We start from the raw sequence: 20,384 nt of genomic DNA, 5'->3' as shown, positions 1-20,384 counted from the left end.
GTACAATTTTTTTTGAACGGAGGAGCTTTCCTCAGAATTATACCGCAAAAAACAGAAGATGGAATGGGGTATCGACAGAATAATGAAACGCACAAGATTTATAGGTGAGTTAAAACCGGTGCTCTTCACCTTGCCGGCAATGATTCCATTCGTGGTATTTTGGCTCGCGCCATTACTTTATGTATTTTATCTCAGCTTTACTGAATGGGACTTCATGAGCCCCGAGAAAACCTTTGTCGGACTAACTAACTATCTGGATCTGTTCAGCAATCCCGCCTTCTATAAAGCGCTAAGAGTAACCTTGTTATTCTGTGCGGGAAGTGTACTGCCCGTTATTCTGATCGGACTTGGACTAGCACTCCTGATGAATGGGAAGCTGAAAGGCTCCACTCTCTATCAGGTACTTCTTTTCTCCCCTTGGGTCACGCCGACCGTGGCGGTATCCATTGTCTGGTCCTGGATTTACGAACCTGAAATCGGTCTTGCCAATACTGTACTTGATCTATTCGGTCTAGAAAAAATCGGCTGGCTTCAAGATCCTAAATGGGCACTGCTCGGCGTTCTGCTCGTGACGATATGGAAATCGGTAGGCTGGGCGATGATTTTTTACTTGGTGGCACTACGCAATGTCCCTATCGATCTGTTGGAAGCCGCTGAACTGGATGGAGCAAATGCTGTTCAAAAATTCAGCCGTATTACTTTACCGCTAATCTCGCCAACGACACTGTTTCTGTTCATCGTACAGATCATCGGTGCCTTACAGGCATACGACCAGATTAACGTACTCACACAAGGTGGACCGTCGGGATCAACACGTACCCTGCTCTATATGTATTATCAGTCTGCCTTTGAAGCCTTTCAGATTGGAGAAGCCTCTAGTGTCGCAATGATTCTGGTATTTATATGTATGCTGCTCTCCGTAATCTCACTAGAGGTTAGTAAACGGACAACCCATTATCAATAACTACTGCTGTAAAGGAGAACGACTGATGAATGCCACGACCGTACGAGTGGGCAAACTGGCCCGCCATCTATTTTTTGCAGCTATTGCACTGATCATGGCCTTCCCCTTCTATTGGATGGTCACCAGCGCCTTAAAAACCAATGATGAAATCTGGCAGTCTCCGCCGACGATCTGGCCGAAAGAGCCGCTGTGGAGTAACTTTTCAGCCGCCTGGCACGAAGCCCCTTTCTTTAGATATATGGGCAATAGCGTATTTGTCGCCGTCTCTATTGTTATTTTGCAGGTGATAAATTCCGGGATGATGGCCTATGCGCTTACGCATATGAAATTCCGCTTCAGAGGGCTGTTCGCAGGTGTCATTCTTTTCGGCTATATGGTCCCTGCCACCGCCGTTTATCTTCCCGGATATCTGGTATTGTCCCAGCTTCATCTACTGGATTCATATGCCGGGTTGATTCTATCTAACTGTGTAAGTGTCTTCTCCATCTTTCTAATTCGGCAAGCGTTCCTTCAGGTTCCCCATGAGCTGGTAGAGGCTGGAGAAGTGGATGGTTCCTCGCATATGCGGATTCTCTGGACCATTCTTGTACCCATTACACGGTCTTCCTTTGCTGTGCTAGCCCTGATCACCTTCATTGATCAGTACAATAACTATTTCTGGCCAATGCTCATCACCAAAGATCCTAATCTACAGCTGGTCTCGGCCGGTCTGCGTAGTTTCTTCACTCAAGGAGGTGCTTACGGATTGAAATGGCCGCTGATCATGGCCGCTAGCGCATTCACCATCGCCCCGTTGCTGCTAGTATTTCTACTAGCTCAGAAAACGATCATGCAAAGCGTCAACATGACCGCTGGTTCCAGCAAAGGATAAGCTAACTATTCTATTTAATAAGAGGAGAATGATGATGAACGTATTGAAGAGACTGTCCGCCCTATCTTTGGTTGCCGGATTTACAATGTTAACAGCTTGTGGAGGAAATGCGAATACAGATAATGTTACAGCGGCAAATGGAGCTTCTTCCTCCCCCTCCGCAGAGGCTGCGCCTACACAAAATGCACCGGTAACGATTGAGTTCTGGTATGGTCTCGGCGGTAAGCTTGGTGAGAATATGGAGGCACTGATTCAGAAATTTAATGCCTCTCAGCAAGAGGTCATTGTCAAAGGTATCGCGCAGGCAGACTACACTGAAACCGAGCAGAAGCTGCAAGCGGCGATTGCTACAGGAAAAGTGCCTGCTGCTGCTCTCTCCTCAAATGTAGATTGGGCCCGCAAAGGATATTTCGCTCCGATAGATGAGCTTATGGCATTGCAGCCAGATTTTAATAAAGAGGATTTTGTCCAAACCTTTCTAAATCAGGGCCAGGTTGATGGCAAGCAATACTTCCTGCCGATGTATGGAACAACACAGATTATGTACTATCGCAAAGATGCTTTTGAGAAGAACGGAATTGATGCGAGCACATTGAAGACTTGGGAAGACCTAGCTGCCGCAGCTGCGAAAATGACCGTGAAAGACGGCGGCAAAACCACCTTCTTTGGTTGGGAGCCTATGTGGGGTTCAGGGAACATGATTGATGCCGTGCTCAGCAAAGGAGGCACTATTCTTAGCGAGGATGGGAAACAAGTCATGATCGACTCTAAAGAGTGGATCGAAACCTGGGATTTGTTCCGCAAATGGATCCACGAGGATAAGATCATGCGGATTCATTCAGGGGGTCAAGGCTGGGAATATTGGTACAAAACAATTGATGATGTAATGAAGAATCAATCCGCAGGCTACACCGGCTCCAGTGGCGATCAAGGTGACCTCGACTTTAACATTGTTTCTGCTATGGAGCAGCCAGGCTGGGCAGGGATTGGCGAGGGCAAACCCGTAGCCCAAGCACTGATGGCCGGCATTCTATCTAAAGCTAACGACAGTGAGAAACAAGCGGCTATGAAATGGTTAACCTACTTCACAAATGCCGAGAATACTGCCTCTTGGTCCATTAATACTGGATATATTTCGGTTCGCCAATCCGCATTGCAAGACCCGGCGTTTGTGTCATTCAGTGAAAGCAATCCACAGATTAAGGTTCCGTTGATGCAAGCTTCTCATGGCTCTGCACCATTCCAAGATCCTACTGGCGGCAAAATCAACGATGCGCTGAAAATCGCCGCTGATAAGGTGCAAATTGAGAATATTCCTGCAGCACAGGCACTTAAGGAAGCACAGGAAACAGCGCAAGCAGCGCTTGATAAACTAAAATAAAGGCGGTGGAGTTCATGTCTGAGCTCATCACGCCACAAGGCAGATACGCTGTAGCAGCTATTCTATTCGACAAGGATGGTACGCTGCTCCAGTTCGTATCCCTCTGGGGCAGCTGGGGCGAGTGTTTTTTAGAGCGATTCACGAAGGATATGAAGCAAAGAGGACTACAGATTCCAGAAGAACAGCTCCCTGCATTAATGGGAACTATACACAATGCCCAAGGAAGCATTACCGATTATGATCGGAACGGACCCCTGGCTATGGGGACTATGAGTGATCTCTATGCCATCCTGTCATGGCAGGGTTATTTGCAAGGTTTATCGTGGGCAGAGTCCATGGAGCTTGTTCATCAGTGCCGTCTGGAAGCGGATGTTATGTTGGAAAAGAAACGCCCCGTTCACTCGTTGCCGGGTATTCATCGTTTTCTCGATGAGTGTGCGAGTGCTGGTATCCCTCTCGCCGTGGTGACCGCAGATGAAACAGATGCTGCAGAGAAACATCTCCAATGGCTCGGCATACGGCACTATTTCTCCGAGGTAATTGGAACAGACCTTGTGGATCAGGGTAAACCTTTCCCCGACATGGTGCAGCTTGCCTGCGAAAGGTTGGCCGTTGAACCCGCGCACACAGCAGTTATCGGTGATACTAATGGGGATATGCGAATGGCTAAAGCAGCGGGTGTGCAGGTAGCTATAGGTATCACTGAAAATGAAGACATTAGTGCTTCGTCGCATATTCTCCCGGATGCAGATCTCATTGTGCGATCTTACGCTGAACTCAGCATCGAGGTTACTTCCCTGTGAAAATAGAAGGAATATGGGCATGGATGTTTCTGATGCTAGCGATTGTGTTCGAACTGTCAGGGACCATCTCAATGAAAATATCTCAGGGGTTCACTCAGCTCTGGCCTTCCGTGCTCATGTTTCTGTTCTATGGAGCCAGCTTCACCTCCCTGAATTATGCCCTCACCTCTATTAAGGTAGGCGTTGCTTATGCGATATGGTCAGGGGCGGGAATCATCCTCATTTCTTTCATAGGAGCCCTATTTTTCGAAGAAAAGCTAACCCTGTCCTCCCTACTATGGATAGCCGTTATCATAACCGGGATCATAGGACTGAACATTAGCGGGAAGACGCACTAGTGAACAGCAAGAGTGTTTCATAGATTCATACGATGAAGGGGGATGCCTAAACATGAGTGCGAACACATTACCTGAAGAGAAGCCTGTTATTACCTTTCAGATCATCACGGATACGCATGTCACCGCTGACCGAAATCATGAGTACAATCTTAACTTTGAGCTGGCGCTCCGTGATATAGCCGCACATGGAAAAGGCAGCAGTGGGATTATGCATATCGGTGATGTCACAAACCATGGTTTTTCTGCTGAATATAAAGAAATGCTTCGTATCATTAATCAACATAAGGCTGACTTGCCCGACATTACTTTCACTTTAGGTAATCATGATGTAGGCCTCGGGATTTGGAAGTCTCGCTTAGGGATGTATACGTCACAGACTGGAATGTCTGGACCCTATCATGATCACTGGATTAATGGCTATCATTTTATTTTTCTAGGTACAGAAAAAGGATTGCCTAAATTCTGTCATCTTTCCTCTAAGCAGCTTGATTGGCTGGAGCATAAGCTTGGGGAGCAAGCTTCACCGGATCAGCCTATCTTTCTTTTCCTGCATCAACCGCTTAAAGATACAGTAGCTGGATCGTTAGAATCACAAGATTGGTATGGTGTCACTCAAGATAAGGAATTAAAAGAGATTCTTTCGAGACACCCCCAGACCTTGTTATTCACTGGTCACACCCATTGGGAGCTAGAGGTAGACAACACTATGCACCCTGGCCATGGAGAGATGGCAACGATGTTTAATGCTGCTTCTGTCGCCTACCTTTGGACAAACGAAGATAAGCATAAGACAGGCAGCCAAGGCTTCTATGTGGAAGTATATAGAGATAAAGTGCTTGTCCGGGGCAGAGACTTTAAGACAGGAACCTGGATTGAAGCTGCACAATATGAGGTTGCTTATACAGCAGTAAACGTATAATGAAACTCCCCGCAGCAAGCTGCGGGGAGTTTCATTCTGTGAATTACACGCAGAAGGATTAGCCGTACCGCCACGCTCTGCGTTATTCATCCCATGCTGCTAACAGCTTCGGAATGCCTTCTACAAGAAGCTTGTGGTATACCTCGGAAATATCTTCAATATCATCCGTATTCGCCACACCCAGCAGCGTCTGCATAACGATCCCGTCAATAGCTCCAATCAGCAATGAGGCAATGGCTTTATTGTATTTCCCGGGTTGTTTTTCGTACAAGCGTTGTAACAGCTCCTCGGTATGACCAATCCATTTCTTATACTTAACTTTCAATTGATTGGAGATTTCCTCGTTCCCGAGTATCGCTTCCTGGGCAAGATAGAACTGCATTCGATTGTCATCTATTTTGTTAAAACGATCTTTCACATTCTCGCTGATTTGCTCAATAACTTCCCCGCGGCTATACTTCCCTTGCTGTACCTCCTCGGCAATTCTCGTAGATACGGATAGACTGCGATCCATCGCATCATAAAGAATCTCTTCTTTACTATTGTAATGATGATACAACGCCCCCGTGCTAAGCCCGGCTTCATCGGCAATTCTCCGCATAGTCGTACCCGCAATACCCATTCGATAGATAACACGATTCGTCGCCTCAATAATATGTAATTTTTTATCCTCAGACATAAACTCCCCGCCCAACTAAATCGCTTGTTGCGAATTATTTTTATATGAAAAGAGTACTGAATCTACTTTGTTTTTTGTGTGTTAATTAGCACAGACAGAACCAATTAATTCCTAATACAATAAAACCGAACAGTTGTTATGTTTATGAATTAACCAAGCTTTGTAGGGTTGAAGCTCAGTATCGGCACAAATTGATTACGCTTTCACAAAAAAGGAGGTTTATCATGGATATTCCTGCATGGCAGTACGGCGTTAGTATGATCGGCTACATAGTTCTGCTTCTTATTGTTGTCAGTATCATGCGCAAGCATTATAAGTTTGCCCACTGGTTCTGGATTGCTTCTTTACTAACCTTTCCCTTATGGCTTATGGGCGGTGTCGAAGGCTGGTTTCGGTGGGCCAAGATTTTAAGTGTAATTCTTCCAACGATATTTGTTGGATTCATTCGTATTGCTAACTACGAGAAACGAAAAGGACCGTTCTGGAATGGGTTACAGAAGGATTGGGTATTGTGGTTCGTATATGGCGTTCTATTCCTTAATATCATGGAAGCGACCATTAAAGACTTTACGATGGGGAATACGTTCAATGCGCTTACCGGCCTCCTATTATGTATAACCATCCCTTTTGCGCCAAAATATTGGAAAATATCTACAGAATCACACGGCGATCTCATTGCATATACGACAATCGGCTGGAACTTCCTCTATACAACTTGGAATGCAGCCTTCGTCTATGCCGAGAGTCCGAAGTTCTTTGCAAGCTCGCTATGCATTCTTCTCGCAGCCGAGCTCTATCCCATCATCAAACGCCGCCCAGAACTCTACATCATTGCGCGGGTCTATACATTAGCGGCACATCTACTTCTACGTGCCTGCTTCGTTAGCCTGTTCCCGACACTAATGGATGCTTCATCGTGGTACAATGCAGACGTCATGAACTATTGGGGAATCATCAACTTTATTATGATTGTTCCGTTTGTATTCTGGCATATGTGGCAGCTGCACACCGGCAAAGCAGAAATCAGCTTCCGGCGTGGCCGGATTGAAGTGAACTAACCAAGAACGCCCTTATCCTTTCCATGAGGAAAAGGTAAGGGCGTTCTTTCTTTATTTCTTCTCTGCTCGGAGAGGCTATCGTTGAATCGGCTCGATCCGGTAGCTTGCGTTAGCGCTGGCACCGTCTTCCACGCCGGCTCCACCGTGAATCTGCCAGCCGAATGACAGCACAGATTCCAGCCGGTTCTTCTCGGCTGTCGTCAATACTATTTCTATGGCTTCTTTACCCTCTTCAAGCTCCAACTCTGCCTCTTTACCAAGAACAACCCATATCCAGCTACGAATGCCACGAATCGTGTTGTACTTGATCTGATAGCCTGTCTTCACCGCTTGCTCGAACAATTCTGGCTGCTCCGCTTGTAAAGTGGTCAACTGCTTATAATCAAATTCGTATTCACTCTCGTCAACGGGCAAATCGCCCTCCGCCACTTTACGAAGAATATCCTCATTGGACCAGCCCAAAGCGCGAAGTGATTCTACCAGTAAAGCATCCCACTGGGATAACTTTACCCGGTTCAAACTGTCTGACATCCTGATTCCCCCCATACCTGTATATAGATTCTACTTATTCCGTGAAATCATAAGCAACATAATGACCCGGACTAACTTCCTGCAATGTAGAGGTCTCAGCCCTGCCGTACTCTGCCGAATATCCATCTAAAATAATTCTCTGATTAGCCCGCTTAGGGTCCGTCTCCAAAATCGAAGATAGCAGCGCCTTCGTATAAGGATGAATAGGGTTCTCGTATAGTTCGTCACTTTCGGCTACTTCTACGAGACGACCGCCATACATCACGCCAATCCGGTCCGAAATATGCCGTACCATCGACAGATCGTGCGCAACAAAGAGGTAGGTCAACCCAAATTCCGACTGCAAATCCTCCAGCATATTCACTACCTGAGCCTGAACAGATACATCCAGCGCTGAGATTGGTTCATCGCACACTACGAATTCAGGTTTCACAGATAATGCCCGAGCGATCGAAATCCGTTGGCGTTGCCCGCCACTGAATTCATGAGGAAAGCGATAAAGATGCTCTCTTTTTAAACCCACCTTATCCAGCAGTGCCGCAACAGCCTCTATACGCTCGTCGCCTTCGTGGATCCCGTGGATTTTCATAGGCTCACTGATCAGATCAAGCACATTCAGGCTTGGATTCAACGAGGAATATGGATCTTGAAAGATCGATTGAATTCGTCTGCGAAAAGGCTTAAGCTGCTTCTCTCCAAGCTTGCTCAGCGGCTGCCCGTCAAAAGACACTTCACCATCTGTATAGTCATACAATCGCAGCAAGCAGCGTCCAACCGTGGACTTGCCGCTCCCCGACTCTCCGACCAGTCCAAAGGTCTCCCCCTGACGAATCTGAAAGCTTACGCCATCTACCGCCTTAAGCACAGATGTATTACGTCCCCATATATCCTTGCCTTTGGAGAAATGTTTCTTCAGATTATTTACGTCCACTAGAATCTTATTATCACTCAACAGAACCGCTCCCTTCAACACCAGCTACGGCTGGAGTCTCCTGCACACCGTCTGCCAGCCAGCACATCGAACGATGGCCAGGCGATAATTCGATGACTGGAGGACGTTCGCTGCAACGGGCAAAAGCATTAGAGCAACGTTCCATAAATGGACAGCCCGAAGGAGGATTCAGCAAATCCGGAGGTGTGCCTTCGATAGGGACAAGGCGTTCCCGCGACTTGCCGTCACGTTTTGGAATCGAGCGAAGCAGACCTTTCGTGTAAGGATGCTGTGGGCGATAAAAGATATCCTCTACCGTGCCCTCCTCCATCACAAGTCCACCATACATTACGATAACCCGTGTACATACCTGTGCTACCACACCCAAGTCATGGGTAATGAGCGCTACAGCTGTACTGGTATTATTTTTCAACTCTTTAAAAAGATCGAGAATTTGCGCCTGTATTGTTACATCGAGCGCAGTTGTCGGCTCATCCGCAATCAATAGCTCTGGCTTACAGGAAAGAGCCATGGCGATCATGACCCGCTGGCGCATCCCGCCGCTGAATTCATGCGGATATTGCTGCAGCCGCTGTTCAGGATTATTAATTCCTACCTGACGCAAGATGCTTGCTGCCTCTTTAAGCGCTTCTTGTTTATTTAAACCCCGATGCCGACGGATGACTTCCGTAAGCTGCTGGCCGATTTTTTTTACAGGATTAAGAGAGGTCATGGGGTCCTGAAACACCATTGCTATACGATTGCCGCGTAGCTTTCTCCACTCTTTTTCCGAAAGGTTCGATAAATTCTCACCCCGAAAATTAATATTTCCACCGATAATTTTACCCGGAGGTGTAATTAACGACATAATCGCCTTGGCAGTTACACTCTTCCCACTACCAGATTCTCCGACGATTCCTACCGTCTCACCAGCATCTATATGAAAGCTAACGCCGCGAACTGCTTGATTCTCTCCGTCCCTTGTATGGAACGAAACCTTCAAATCCTCGACAGACAATAGCCGTTCCGTCATGATGTCTTCACACTCCTATCTTCGGATCAGCTTCGGTTCAAAGCCTACCCGCAAAATATCACCCAAAACATTAAAGCTCAGTACCGTTAATAGTATCAATAATCCAGGGAATAAAGCCAGATATGGCGCTTGAGCGATATATCCCTGCGCATTGTTAAGCATACTGCCCCAAGTCGCATTCGGAGGCTGTACCCCGAACCCGAGGAAACTTAGGGACGACTCCATCATTATCGCCGAAGCGATATTATTCGTCGCACCTACAATGACAACAGGCACTAGCCCCGGAAGAATATGACGCCAAATAATTCCGAAATTGCTCTGTCCGGAGGCTTTTGCATAGAGTACATATTCGCGTTCCTTAATCGTCATCGTCTCTGCCCGAATGACACGGGCGATATTCATCCACATTAATAGAGCAATAATAATGATGATATTCCCAACACTCGGCTTCAGAAATACGCTAAGCAGCAGCAGAACTAAGAAAGAAGGAATGGACAGCACTACATCAAGCATCCGCATGAGAAGATTATCAACCCATCCGCCAAAGAATCCACTGATTACGCCTACCGTCACACCTATACCTGTAGCAATGATCATTGAAGCAAAGCCAACTAGCAGTGATACCCGGCCACCATACAATGCGCGGGCAAAATAATCCCGGCCATAGTCATCCGTCCCGAACCAGTGATCGGCTCCCGGCGATTTCAGACGTGCCAGAACATCCATCGCATTCGGATCATGTCCAGATAAAAAAGCAAATATAGAGCCCAGTGAGAAGATGATTAAAGTAATGAGGGCTGCGACGCCCAATTTATTCGTAAATAGCTCATCTCCAACACTTTTCCATTTACTGCGATTCATGAGGTCACCTCGTTAATTTAATTCGTGGGTCCACGAAGCTATATAGAATATCCGCGACCAGATTACCGATGATCAGCATTAAAGAGGAGAATAGAGTAATTCCCATAATCACGGGGTAATCCATCCCTTTAACTGCAGTCATCCCCAAAGAGCCAATACCTGGCCATGAAAATACTGTTTCTGTAACAATTGCGCCTGCCACCAGATCACCCATAGACATCCCGAGCAATGTAATTACAGGAAGCAACACATGCTTCATTACATGACGGAACAGAATTGTTGTCTTGTTAGATCCAAAAGCATATTGAATCTGCACGTACTCTTCTTTTAGCTGTCCAATGGTACTAGAGCGAATGTATCGCACATAACCAGCCAAGAATCCAAAAGCAAGCACGGTGCAAGGCAGGATACCATGCTTGAATACATCAAACGCCGATTCCACACCAATCGTTCGCATCCCCATAATAGGAAGCAGATGCAGCTTAATCGCGAATAAGTACATTAGTAAGATGGCAAGCCAAAACAAAGGCACGGATATTCCGACATAGGATAAGAAATTAATCAGCTTATCTACCCAGCGGTTCCGGTTTGCTCCAGCAATAAGACCGAGTGGAATCGCCAGCAAAACAGCGAGACCGATCGCAGAACCCATCAAACCTGCCGTTGCAGGCAGGCGTTCTAGAATTTGATCCAATACTGGCTGATGATTCACTAGGGAATAACCGAAATTCCCCTGCAATATTTCTTTAATCCAGATTAAATATTGAATGTAGGCTGGCTTATCCAGCCCAAGGTTATGCCGGATGCGCTCAATATCATCTGCGTGCATATTCGGCGTAACGAAGGATAATACCGGATCCCCCGGAGCCAGCTTAATCATCGCAAAGCACACAACCGAAACAAAAAACAACATCGGCAGGGTTTGCAGTAATCTTCGGACGATAAGTTGTCTCATACGTTTATTCTCCCAGTTCTGTATCGGTAAAAAAGTAAGCTGGATAACCCAGCTTACTTTTTCCCGTTTTTATTTAAGGTAGATTTTCGATAAATCTTCAAAAATAACGACAGGCTTCAAGACTGCTTCTTCTAGACCGCCGTAGTTCTTGGAGACAGCTACAATAGTCTTAGTATTAGCAATTGGATAAATCGGTGCATCGTCAGCAATGATCTCTTGGATCTTCTTATAGATCTCACCACGTTTAGTCACATCTGCTTCTCCTGCACCTTCATTGAACAACTTATCGACTTCAGCATTATTATAATGCGAGTAGTTAGAGTCAGCAGTAGAAGTATACAAAATTCTGTAAGCATCAGGATCGTAACCCATAATATAACCTGCAATCGCAAGTTCAAAATCTGTTGAATTCATATCACTGAACTTCTGGCCATATGCCGAGGCATCCATATTTTGCAGTTCAACTTCAGCGCCAATGGCCTTTAGCTTTTGCTGCACGTATAGTGAAATAGCTTCCTGAGCTTTATTACCGCTCGATACAATCAATCTCAATTTCAGATCGCTAACCCCTGCCGATTGCAGAAGCTCTTTCGCTTTTTCCACATCATTATCGAAAGAAGGTACGTCATTAGTATAGAACAATGCATCCGGAGTCAAGAATGACTTCGCCGGGTCAGCATACTCGCTAGAGGAATAAGCAGCCTGAATGATTTCATCACGGCTTAGTGCTAGAGACAAGGCTTGACGAACTTCTTTTTTAGCAAGAGCACCTCTATCGCTGTTCGCGTTGAACAACAGGTACGACAATCGGCCTTCACTATAAGGAAGAATTTCGAAATTGTTCGAAGCTTCAATCGTTCCAACATCCTGTGGATCTAGATATTTAATGTTGATCTCACCACTCTGAAGTGCGAGGTTCGCAGCATTCGTATCTTTAGCAATCCGGTACGTAACAGAATCAAGATGTGGCTTGCCGCCAAAGTAGTTATCAAATCTTTCTAATGTAACATATTCGCCCGCTTTATATTCTTTAAATTTAAATGGTCCAGATCCAACAGGATTAGCATTCTTGGTGCTTTTCTCTAGATCCGTCTCATTTTCAAAAATATGCCTTGGAATCGGAAATACTTGCACTAGTGTAGCTTCAAAAGCTGGGCTGACCTGCGGAAGCTTGAACTCTACGGTCAGATCATCCACCTTAACGGCCTTAACGGGTTTATCACCGATGAATAAGTTCGCTCTCAACATGCTGTTTTGCTTCTCATCGAGGATGCTATCAATCGTGAACACGACATCGTCAGCAGTAAGCTTTTCTCCGTCATGCCATGTCAGTCCGCTTTTCAGCTTCAACGTATAAGTCAGGTTATCTTCTGAAAGGGTCAGGCTGTCTGCCAAGTAGAAGGTCTTCTTACCATCATTTACTTGGAACAGTGGAGCATAGAGCGCTTGGTCAATCGTAAGACTGACACGGTCACCCGCGTAGTTCGGATTTAGAATAACAGGATCAGCAGCGACTCCAATAATCAAGTTGCCTCCATCTTTTATCTCAGTGCTTGCTGTCGTTCCATCATTAGTAGCAGGTGTCTGATTTTTATTTGTAGAAGTGGCGGTGTTCCCTCCGGAGCACGCACTAATCAAAAATGTTAACAAAATCAAAGTAATAACTCCAGATAATCCTTTACGCATAAGTTTCTCCCCCGTATTCTATGTTCTGCGTTGCTTGTGTTTTTTTATATTGTATATCGGAATACTAGGAATTACAATGGATAGCATTTCACATTAATGTAATATTGAGGGAATCGATTGGTGATTTATCCATAGCGCTCATCCTTTGCTGTTCATGTTGTCATCTGTATCTAATTATTCGGTTATTGTACAGCAGATTGTTACGAATTAATACATCTAACATTCATTTACTTTACAGAACTTTGAAAAATAAGGATTATTGCCGCTCTCCTGTAAATATATTGAGAACATAAGGATCATCCAAGGAAAGAGGGGCGTTCCCCAAGGAGGCGGCAATGACGGAAAACAAGATTCGCGTATTAATTGGCAGTCCAATCCACCAAAAGCCTATGGTTTTAAAAGAATTTCTGAATTCCCTGCTTCGTCTGAATATTGCCGATATTGAGCTGGATTTCCATCTAGTTGATGATAATGATGATGAGGAGTCAAGTCGGCTGCTCCAGGAATTCCAAAGCATGGGTGATCATATTTATCTTCAGAGCTCCGGCTTTCACGATGCGTATATTCGCAATGATACTACCCACTTTTGGAATACCAACTTAGTCTGGAAAGTAGCCAATTTTAAAAATCTCATGATCAACCGCGCCCAAACCTTGAACTATGATTATTTATTCCTTATAGACTCTGATCTCATCCTCCATCCTGATACCCTCAGACATCTAATAGGTACGAACAAGGATATTATTTCAGAGGTGTTCTGGACACAGTGGCAGCCAGAGACTATGTTTCAGCCGCAGGTATGGATGCACGACGAATACAATCAGTGGGAGCTACTGCCCGGTGAAAAACTGCAACCAGAGGAGATTAATCGCAGATTTCATGAATTCATAGCAAAGATGCGGATTCCCGGAATCTATGAGGTAGGCGGACTCGGGGCTTGTACATTGATTAGTCAGCATGCGATAAAAGCTGGAGTCAGCTATAATCAAATTCGCAACATTTCATACTGGGGAGAAGACCGTCATTTCTGCATTCGTGCCGCTGCCCTTGGCATCCCCTTGTTCGTCGATACCCATTATCCGGCGCTACACTTGTATAGAGACAGTGATTTGAGTAAAGTAGAGGATTTTATCAAAGAAACTACGGAGACCAAAGCTGAAGCCACTGATACTGAGAACAGTTCATCTACGGACGAATTACCTGCATCAGTAATGCCGACACCCACAATAGACAATCCAGACAACGAAAGCTCCAAGGAGACAGTCCCCCCAGCCAGAAAGCGGCCCAAGCTAACCCTCACCATGGTTGTGAAAAATGAAAGTGGACGCTTTCTGCGGCAGGTTCTGGAAGAGCATCGCAAATACATCGACGAGGCCGTCATTATCGATGATGGCAGCACCGATAATTCAGCAGCTATCTGCCTGGAGGTGCTTGAAGGCATTCCCGTTCATCTCGTGCACAATACCATTTCCAAATTCAGCAATGAAATCGAGCTGCGAAAGCAGCAATGGGAAGAGGTTCTGAAGACGAAGCCCGAGTGGATTCTGAGTCTGGACGCAGACGAAATCTTTGAAGCGAGCTTCGCGGCAAATATCGAACCCCTGCTGTATGCTGACGAGGTCGATTTATTCTGTTTCCGTCTCTATGATTTATGGAACGCCACCCATTACAGAGAAGATATTTACTGGCGCTCTCATTTGAATTACCGTCCTTTTTTGCTTCGTTATAAAGAAGACTTCAACTATGTATGGAATGAATCTCCACAGCACTGTGGGCGATTCCCGGAGAATGTCTTCGAGCTTCCCCACCAGCTAAGCAACTTGCGACTCAAGCATCTAGGCTGGTCGAAGGCAGAATTCCGCTTAGAAAAATATCTGCGTTACATGCTCCTTGATCCCGATGGCCAATACGGCTGGAAGGAGCAATACCTGTCCATTCTGGATGAACACCCTCATTTAATACCTTGGGTGGAATGAGGGTAATCATAAAAAGGACGTCCACAAAACCTTAGTGGCTTTGTGGACGCCTTTTATTTTTACATAGTATCAACATCTGGCTTTATAATACTCACCGTCAGGCCGCCGCCGGATTCGTCTACTTGAATCACCGTACCTTCTGCTGCTTCTCCAGCAATGATCGCACGTGCCACACGGGTCTCCAGACTTCGCTGGATGAAGCGTTTCAGCGGTCTCGCCCCATACACTGGATCAAAACCTTCCTTAGCGATAAAACGTACCGCGGGTTCAGTTAACTCAAGACCAATCTCCCGGTCAGCAAGACGTAAACGTAATCCGTCCACCAGTTTGTCCACGATTTTCTCGATCTCGCCCAGGGTCAACGGCTTAAACATCACAATATCGTCAACCCGGTTCAGGAACTCTGGACGGAAATGACCAGTTAGTTCCTTCATTACGCTATCCTTGGCAGCCTCCGTAAGCTGACCCTTCTCATCGGTGCCTTGAATCAGATGTGGTGAACCGATATTTGAGGTCATGATAATGATCGTGTTCTTGAAGTCGACCATCCGGCCCTGCGAATCGGTCAGACGTCCATCATCAAGCAACTGCAGTAGAATATTAAATACATCGGGATGGGCCTTCTCCACTTCATCGAGCAGCACTACTGTATAAGGCTGACGCCGTACAGCTTCTGTAAGTTGGCCGCCCTCCTCATATCCAACGTATCCCGGAGGTGCACCGACTAGGCGAGAAACACTGTGCTTCTCCATATACTCCGACATATCGATACGGATCATGCCATCTTCGCGATCAAAGAGAGAGACCGCGAGTGATTTAGCCAGCTCCGTCTTCCCTACCCCAGTCGGACCGAGGAACAGGAAGGAACCGATCGGCCGATTCGGATCTTTGATCCCGGCTCTTGCCCGAAGCACGGCATCGGCCACCAAGCTGACAGCTTCATCTTGGCCCACAACTCGTTCATGCAGCGTTTCTTCCAGACGCAGCAGCTTATCCCGTTCGCCTTCAACCAGTCGGCTAACTGGAACGCCCGTCCAACGCGACACAATATCTGCGATTTCCTCCTCGGTTACAGCTTCACGCAATAATCTTGTATCCTGATCCTGCTGTGCCGCTTCTTCCGCTGCTTTCAATTGCCGCTCTAGATCAGGAATGATGCCATAGCTCAATTCGGCTGATTTATTAAGATCGTATTCCTCCTGTGCATCGACCAAATCCTTGCGGGCTTGCTCCAGCCGTTTTTTGAGGTCGCGGATGCCTTGAATCGCTGACTTTTCCTTCTCCCAACGTGCGGTCATCCCAAGCTGCTTCTCCTTGAGATCGGCGAGTTCACGTTGTAAGATTTCCAAACGGCGTTTGCTGGCGTCATCGGTTTCTTTTTTAAGCGCTGCTTCCTCAATCTCCATCTGCATCAGACGGCGGGTCACTTCATCCATCTCACCCGGCATGGAATCAATCTCCGTACGGATCATGGCACAGGCTTCATCCACTAAGTCGATCGCTTTATCCGGCAAGAAACGATCCGTAATGTAGCGGTTAGACAGAACGCCTGCAGCGACGAGGGCGCTGTCATGGATTTTGACTCCATGATGGACTTCGAACCGTTCCTTCAGACCGCGTAGAATGGAGATCGTATCCTCTACATCCGGCTCGCTGACCAGCACCTGTTGGAAACGGCGCTCCAGCGCAGGGTCCTTCTCTATATACTTGCGGTATTCATCTAGCGTTGTAGCACCGATACAGTGCAGTTCGCCGCGAGCCAGCATCGGCTTCAGCATATTGCCCGCATCCATCGAGCCTTCAGTTTTCCCTGCACCTACAATCGTGTGCAGCTCATCAATAAAAAGAATAATACGGCCGTTACTTTCACGAACTTCCCTCAGTACCGCCTGCAGGCGTTCCTCGAATTCACCACGGAATTTCGCACCTGCTACAAGGGAACTCATATCCAGCGAGAAAATCGTCTTGTCCTTCAGCCCCTCTGGTACGTCTTTGCGTACTATCCGGTGAGCCAAGCCTTCCACAATCGCTGTTTTACCTACACCTGGCTCTCCGATCAGCACAGGGTTATTCTTCGTTTTACGGGACAGAATTCGGATCACACGACGTATCTCAGCGTCACGTCCGATGACTGGATCGATCTTACCCGCACGAACCTCTGCTACAAGATCACGTCCGTATTTCTCCAGCACCTCATAAGTAGCCTCCGGCTCCCGACTCGTTACACGCTGATGCCCACGAATCTCAGCAAGTATAGACATCAGCTTCTCGCGTGTTAATCCACGACTGACAAAAAGATCACGCAGCTCACGATTATCCCTGCTCGAATCCGACACCATGGCCAGCACGGCATGCTCCACCGAAACAAACTCGTCTTGCATCTTCGCCGCTTCTTTCTCCGCCTGTTCCAGCAGATGGATCAGCGATTGCGAGGCATAACGCCGTACTGTGCTTGCCCCTGATCCGCTTATGCTCGGCTTACGCTGAAGCAGTTCATCCGTGCTGCGCAGCAGCTCAGCTACGGGGACGTTCATCTTTTGCAGCAATCTTGGCAGCAAGCCTTCTTGCTGCTGGAGTAACGCTTTTAACAGATGGAGATTATCGATCTCCTGATGTCCGCTTTCTGAAGCCAGCGACTGCGCCGCAGCCACTGCTTCCTGCAGCTTTTGAGTAAGTTTATTGAAATCCATAGCTCTCTCACCTTTCTATTTAGGAATGTTATATAGGATCGGCCGTTTTGGCCGGGATAGATTAATTTAGCGGGATTAATACCGTTGAATTGGGCGGATGGGCCGTATTTGGCGTTATCTGCGGGATTAATACCGTACATTTCGGGTGATCAGCCACATTTGGCATAATCTACGGGATTAATACCGTTCATTTGGACGGATGATCCCCATTTGGCGCTATCTGCGGGATTAATACCGTTCATTTGGACGGATGATCCCCATTTGGCGTTATCTGCGGGATTAATACCGTACATTTGGACGGATGGGCCGTATTTCGCTCATTCTGGGGCATTTTTACCCCTCTTTTCGCTAATCGAGCCGAATTCGGCGCATTCTGGGGTATTTTTACCCCTCTTTTCGCTCACAGAGCCAAATTCGGCACGATCTGGGGTATTTTCACCCCTCATTTCGCTCATCGAGCTCAATCCGGCGCATTCTGGGGTATTTTTACTCCTCTTTTCGCTCATCAAGCCCAATACGGCTCATGCTGGGGTATTTTTACCCCTCTTTTCGCTCATCGAGCCCAATACGGCTCATTCTGGGGTATTTTTACCCCTCTTTTCGCTCATCGAGCCGAAATTGGCGCATTCTGGGGTACTTTTACCCCTCTTTTCGCTCATCGAGCCGAAATCGGCACCTTTAGAACACTTTTACCCTTCCTTTTCCCGACACTTCTTACAGGTCTCTACTATAGTTAGTTTCTAATTAAGTTACTTTTCTACTACTAGCACTCTATTCACCATATTCACCAGCCAAAATCGATCACGAACATACAAAGTTACCTCTACCTACCTATTAATTACCCACTTTTGCCTTCGGACGCTGCGCACTAGCGCTTTGACGTTTAGCTCTAGCCTCGAAATTACTGGATTCAGCCAGTTTACGGTACAAATTCTTCTCCGCTTCGCTGGTTGGCTCAGGGACAACAATCTCAATACCAAATAAAATATCACCGTTCGCACCATTCTCACGCTTCAAACCTTTGCCTGGGATGCGCAGCGTTTTACCACTTTGAATTCCTGCAGGAATCTTCAATTTCACAGCACCGCCACCCGGTAATGGAACCTTCACCTCACCACCCCATACCGCTTGCCATGGAGCAACTTCAACTACACCGTATAAATCGCCAGCTTGAAGCTCGTATATATCATGAGGAAGAATATGAAGTGCCAGCAGTATATCGCCACCCGGAGCTATGCCACTCTGAGTGGTTCCTGCGATTTTTAAAATCGTGCCTTCACTAGAACCCGGGGGAACTTGAACGTCCACAGTTTTATCACCGATCTGCACTCTTACAGTTGCTCCCTTATAAGCCTGCTCCAACGTAATATCCAGCTGCGCCTGCGTCGAACTACGCGCCTCACCCCATGGATTGCCGTTCGAACGCCCACTACCACTACTAGAAAAGAAATCAAAGCCAGCGCGATCCGCCGATCCCCGATTCCCAAAAAACATTCCGAACAAATCTTCCTCCGAAATGCCAGAACCTCCTGCAGAATAAGTCCCACCGTTCCAGTTTCCACCAAAATTTGAATCCCACGAAGAGGCCCCGCTCGACGCACCTCCACCAGCTCTACCACGCTGAGCCCCATAAAGCAGCTCCTCATCGTAAAGCTTGCGTTTCTCCTCATTGCCCAGCACTTCATAGGCTTCAGCCGCTTCTTTGAATTTCGCCTCTGCCTCAGAGGCTTTGTTCACATCGGGATGCCACTTCTTGGCCAGCTTTTGATAAGCCTTTTTAATTTCCTGTTTAGTTGCTGTTTTGCTCACGCCCAAAGCATCATAATAGCTTTTGTTAGCCATTCGGATTCCTCCTTTCAACGCTTGATTAAATACAACTCATCGTACGATTCCGAGAAAAGACGCACCATAGCCGGAATCCTCCACTACAATGCGCCTTTTATTCATAACACTATATTAAAAGCTCGCTGCCTATCTCTAAAATGCTGAGCGGAAACTATTACCGCCTAAATTATGCTTATTCAGACTGCGAAGCGCTAGAATCTCCGTCTTGAATCTCAATGCGTTTCCCTTGTGGTTTTTGCTGTTTTGGAACTTCCAGCTTCAGTAATCCGTCTTTCAAAGACGCGCGAATCTCTTCCACTGCAATATCCTGAACATAGAATCTGCGAACATATTCACCATATCGACGTTCTCTACGTACAATTTGATGATCCTTGTTCTCCTCCGCATTCTCTTCCTTCCGCACCGCTTTAATCGTCAAGTAAGGGCTGGCATAATCAATGTCGATTTCTTCTTTTTTAAAGCCAGGAAGTTCAGCTTCAATCAGGTAAGCCTGCTCACTCTCGCGAATATCCGTTCTGAAGGACATCGTGGAGCTCTTGATCGGTGCAAAAAAATCATCATTAAAAACATCATTCAAAGACTTAGCTAGCATACCAAAAGCATCATCTCTACGTTTACCAAAAGGAACCAAATCAAACATTATCCATTCTCCTCTCATTGACTTTGACTTTATTTGACCTATGACCTTATTATATTCCTCTGCCAGAGGAATAACAAAACCGATTTAAGACAGTTTTCGGTCAAATTCAGGCAAATCAGCTGATTTAATGCTGCAAATTTTAATGTTTTTAATGTTTTGACCTTTTTTGACCTTTGTTTGATCTATACTTCAAAATTCAGCACGATTAGTATATGTTTAGGCC

The 20,384-nt window shown here is 46.4% G+C and carries 19 protein-coding genes; 8 read left to right on the top strand and 11 right to left on the bottom strand.

The genetic code is table 11. The features are described from left to right. The first annotated feature begins 82 nt into the window (after positions 1 to 82). Genes ACFWMP_RS24055 through ACFWMP_RS24030 form a run of 6 tightly spaced genes read left to right on the top strand, consistent with a single transcriptional unit; the run spans position 83 to position 5,276 of the window. Positions 83 to 964 (top strand): carbohydrate ABC transporter permease, encoded by an 882-nt coding sequence (locus ACFWMP_RS24055; RefSeq protein WP_379424883.1) that lies wholly within the window; start codon positions 83 to 85, stop codon positions 962 to 964. A gap of 25 nt (positions 965 to 989) precedes the next feature. Beyond that, positions 990 to 1,835 carry a carbohydrate ABC transporter permease gene (locus ACFWMP_RS24050; RefSeq protein ID WP_149646299.1) on the top strand — a complete coding sequence of 282 codons (846 nt, stop codon included), beginning with the start codon at positions 990 to 992 and terminating at the stop codon, positions 1,833 to 1,835. A gap of 34 nt (positions 1,836 to 1,869) precedes the next feature. Then, positions 1,870 to 3,216, top strand: a complete 1,347-nt coding sequence (locus ACFWMP_RS24045) for an ABC transporter substrate-binding protein (RefSeq protein ID WP_379424970.1) — start codon at positions 1,870 to 1,872, stop codon at positions 3,214 to 3,216. A gap of 14 nt (positions 3,217 to 3,230) precedes the next feature. After that, a complete protein-coding gene (locus tag ACFWMP_RS24040; protein WP_379424882.1) occupies positions 3,231 to 4,019 on the top strand; it encodes an HAD family hydrolase in 789 nt (262 codons plus the stop codon). Next, on the top strand, positions 4,016 to 4,357 hold the full coding sequence (locus ACFWMP_RS24035; protein WP_379424881.1) for a DMT family transporter: 342 nt from the start codon (positions 4,016 to 4,018) through the stop codon (positions 4,355 to 4,357). Before ACFWMP_RS24040 ends, ACFWMP_RS24035 begins: the two co-directional genes overlap by 4 nt. A gap of 52 nt (positions 4,358 to 4,409) precedes the next feature. Continuing rightward, positions 4,410 to 5,276, top strand: coding sequence for a metallophosphoesterase family protein (locus ACFWMP_RS24030; protein WP_042184182.1), 867 nt, complete (start codon positions 4,410 to 4,412; stop codon positions 5,274 to 5,276). A gap of 82 nt (positions 5,277 to 5,358) precedes the next feature. On the opposite strand, the gene ACFWMP_RS24025 is transcribed toward ACFWMP_RS24030, so the two are convergent. Further along, the gene (locus tag ACFWMP_RS24025; protein WP_042184180.1) at positions 5,359 to 5,955 is read right to left on the bottom strand and encodes a TetR/AcrR family transcriptional regulator; all 597 of its coding nucleotides are present in this window, start codon (positions 5,953 to 5,955) and stop codon (positions 5,359 to 5,361) included. Between the two features lie 224 nt (positions 5,956 to 6,179). Between ACFWMP_RS24025 and ACFWMP_RS24020 the strand changes: the two genes are divergently transcribed. Further along, on the top strand, positions 6,180 to 7,013 hold the full coding sequence (locus tag ACFWMP_RS24020) for a hypothetical protein (protein WP_042184178.1): 834 nt from the start codon (positions 6,180 to 6,182) through the stop codon (positions 7,011 to 7,013). Between the two features lie 75 nt (positions 7,014 to 7,088). On the opposite strand, the gene ACFWMP_RS24015 is transcribed toward ACFWMP_RS24020, so the two are convergent. From ACFWMP_RS24015 to ACFWMP_RS23990, 6 genes are all read right to left on the bottom strand, one after another. Then, the gene (locus tag ACFWMP_RS24015) at positions 7,089 to 7,544 is read right to left on the bottom strand and encodes a hypothetical protein (protein WP_042184176.1); all 456 of its coding nucleotides are present in this window, start codon (positions 7,542 to 7,544) and stop codon (positions 7,089 to 7,091) included. Positions 7,545 to 7,578: 34 nt separating this feature from the next. After that, a complete protein-coding gene (locus tag ACFWMP_RS24010; RefSeq protein ID WP_143759515.1) occupies positions 7,579 to 8,499 on the bottom strand; it encodes an ABC transporter ATP-binding protein in 921 nt (306 codons plus the stop codon). After that, positions 8,489 to 9,508, bottom strand: coding sequence for an ABC transporter ATP-binding protein (locus ACFWMP_RS24005; protein WP_379424880.1), 1,020 nt, complete (start codon positions 9,506 to 9,508; stop codon positions 8,489 to 8,491). Before ACFWMP_RS24005 ends, ACFWMP_RS24010 begins: the two co-directional genes overlap by 11 nt. A 15-nt stretch (positions 9,509 to 9,523) precedes the next feature. After that, entirely contained in the window at positions 9,524 to 10,369 is an 846-nt protein-coding gene (locus tag ACFWMP_RS24000; protein ID WP_042184173.1) for an ABC transporter permease, read from the bottom strand. A 4-nt stretch (positions 10,370 to 10,373) separates the two neighbouring features. Beyond that, positions 10,374 to 11,324, bottom strand: coding sequence for an ABC transporter permease (locus tag ACFWMP_RS23995; RefSeq protein WP_042123467.1), 951 nt, complete (start codon positions 11,322 to 11,324; stop codon positions 10,374 to 10,376). Positions 11,325 to 11,393: 69 nt separating this feature from the next. Next, positions 11,394 to 13,010, bottom strand: a complete 1,617-nt coding sequence (locus ACFWMP_RS23990) for an ABC transporter substrate-binding protein (RefSeq protein ID WP_379424879.1) — start codon at positions 13,008 to 13,010, stop codon at positions 11,394 to 11,396. Positions 13,011 to 13,345: 335 nt separating this feature from the next. On the opposite strand from ACFWMP_RS23990, the gene ACFWMP_RS23985 reads away from it, so the two are divergent. After that, complete coding sequence (locus ACFWMP_RS23985) at positions 13,346 to 14,986, top strand: glycosyltransferase family 2 protein (protein WP_379424878.1); 1,641 nt, start codon at positions 13,346 to 13,348, stop codon at positions 14,984 to 14,986. A 59-nt stretch (positions 14,987 to 15,045) separates the two neighbouring features. Here the strand turns inward: ACFWMP_RS23985 and clpB are convergent, their stop codons facing one another. The 4 genes from clpB to ACFWMP_RS23965 all read right to left on the bottom strand — a co-directional run bounded on the left by clpB (position 15,046) and on the right by ACFWMP_RS23965 (position 20,161). Beyond that, on the bottom strand, positions 15,046 to 17,676 hold the full coding sequence (clpB, locus tag ACFWMP_RS23980; protein ID WP_341059018.1) for an ATP-dependent chaperone ClpB: 2,631 nt from the start codon (positions 17,674 to 17,676) through the stop codon (positions 15,046 to 15,048). A 149-nt stretch (positions 17,677 to 17,825) separates the two neighbouring features. Then, positions 17,826 to 17,969 carry a hypothetical protein gene (locus tag ACFWMP_RS23975; RefSeq protein ID WP_379424877.1) on the bottom strand — a complete coding sequence of 48 codons (144 nt, stop codon included), beginning with the start codon at positions 17,967 to 17,969 and terminating at the stop codon, positions 17,826 to 17,828. Between the two features lie 541 nt (positions 17,970 to 18,510). Continuing rightward, positions 18,511 to 19,518, bottom strand: a complete 1,008-nt coding sequence (locus ACFWMP_RS23970) for a DnaJ C-terminal domain-containing protein (protein WP_379424876.1) — start codon at positions 19,516 to 19,518, stop codon at positions 18,511 to 18,513. Positions 19,519 to 19,693: 175 nt separating this feature from the next. Next, positions 19,694 to 20,161 (bottom strand): Hsp20/alpha crystallin family protein, encoded by a 468-nt coding sequence (locus ACFWMP_RS23965; RefSeq protein WP_076299931.1) that lies wholly within the window; start codon positions 20,159 to 20,161, stop codon positions 19,694 to 19,696. Positions 20,162 to 20,384: the final 223 nt, after the last annotated feature.

It is taken from the genome of Paenibacillus sp. NPDC058367, assembly GCF_042723305.1.
In the GTDB taxonomy this organism is placed as follows: Bacteria; Bacillota; Bacilli; order Paenibacillales; family Paenibacillaceae; genus Paenibacillus_AQ.
Note: the sequence above shows the minus strand (reverse complement) of the source record. Positions and strands in the feature narration are given on the sequence as shown.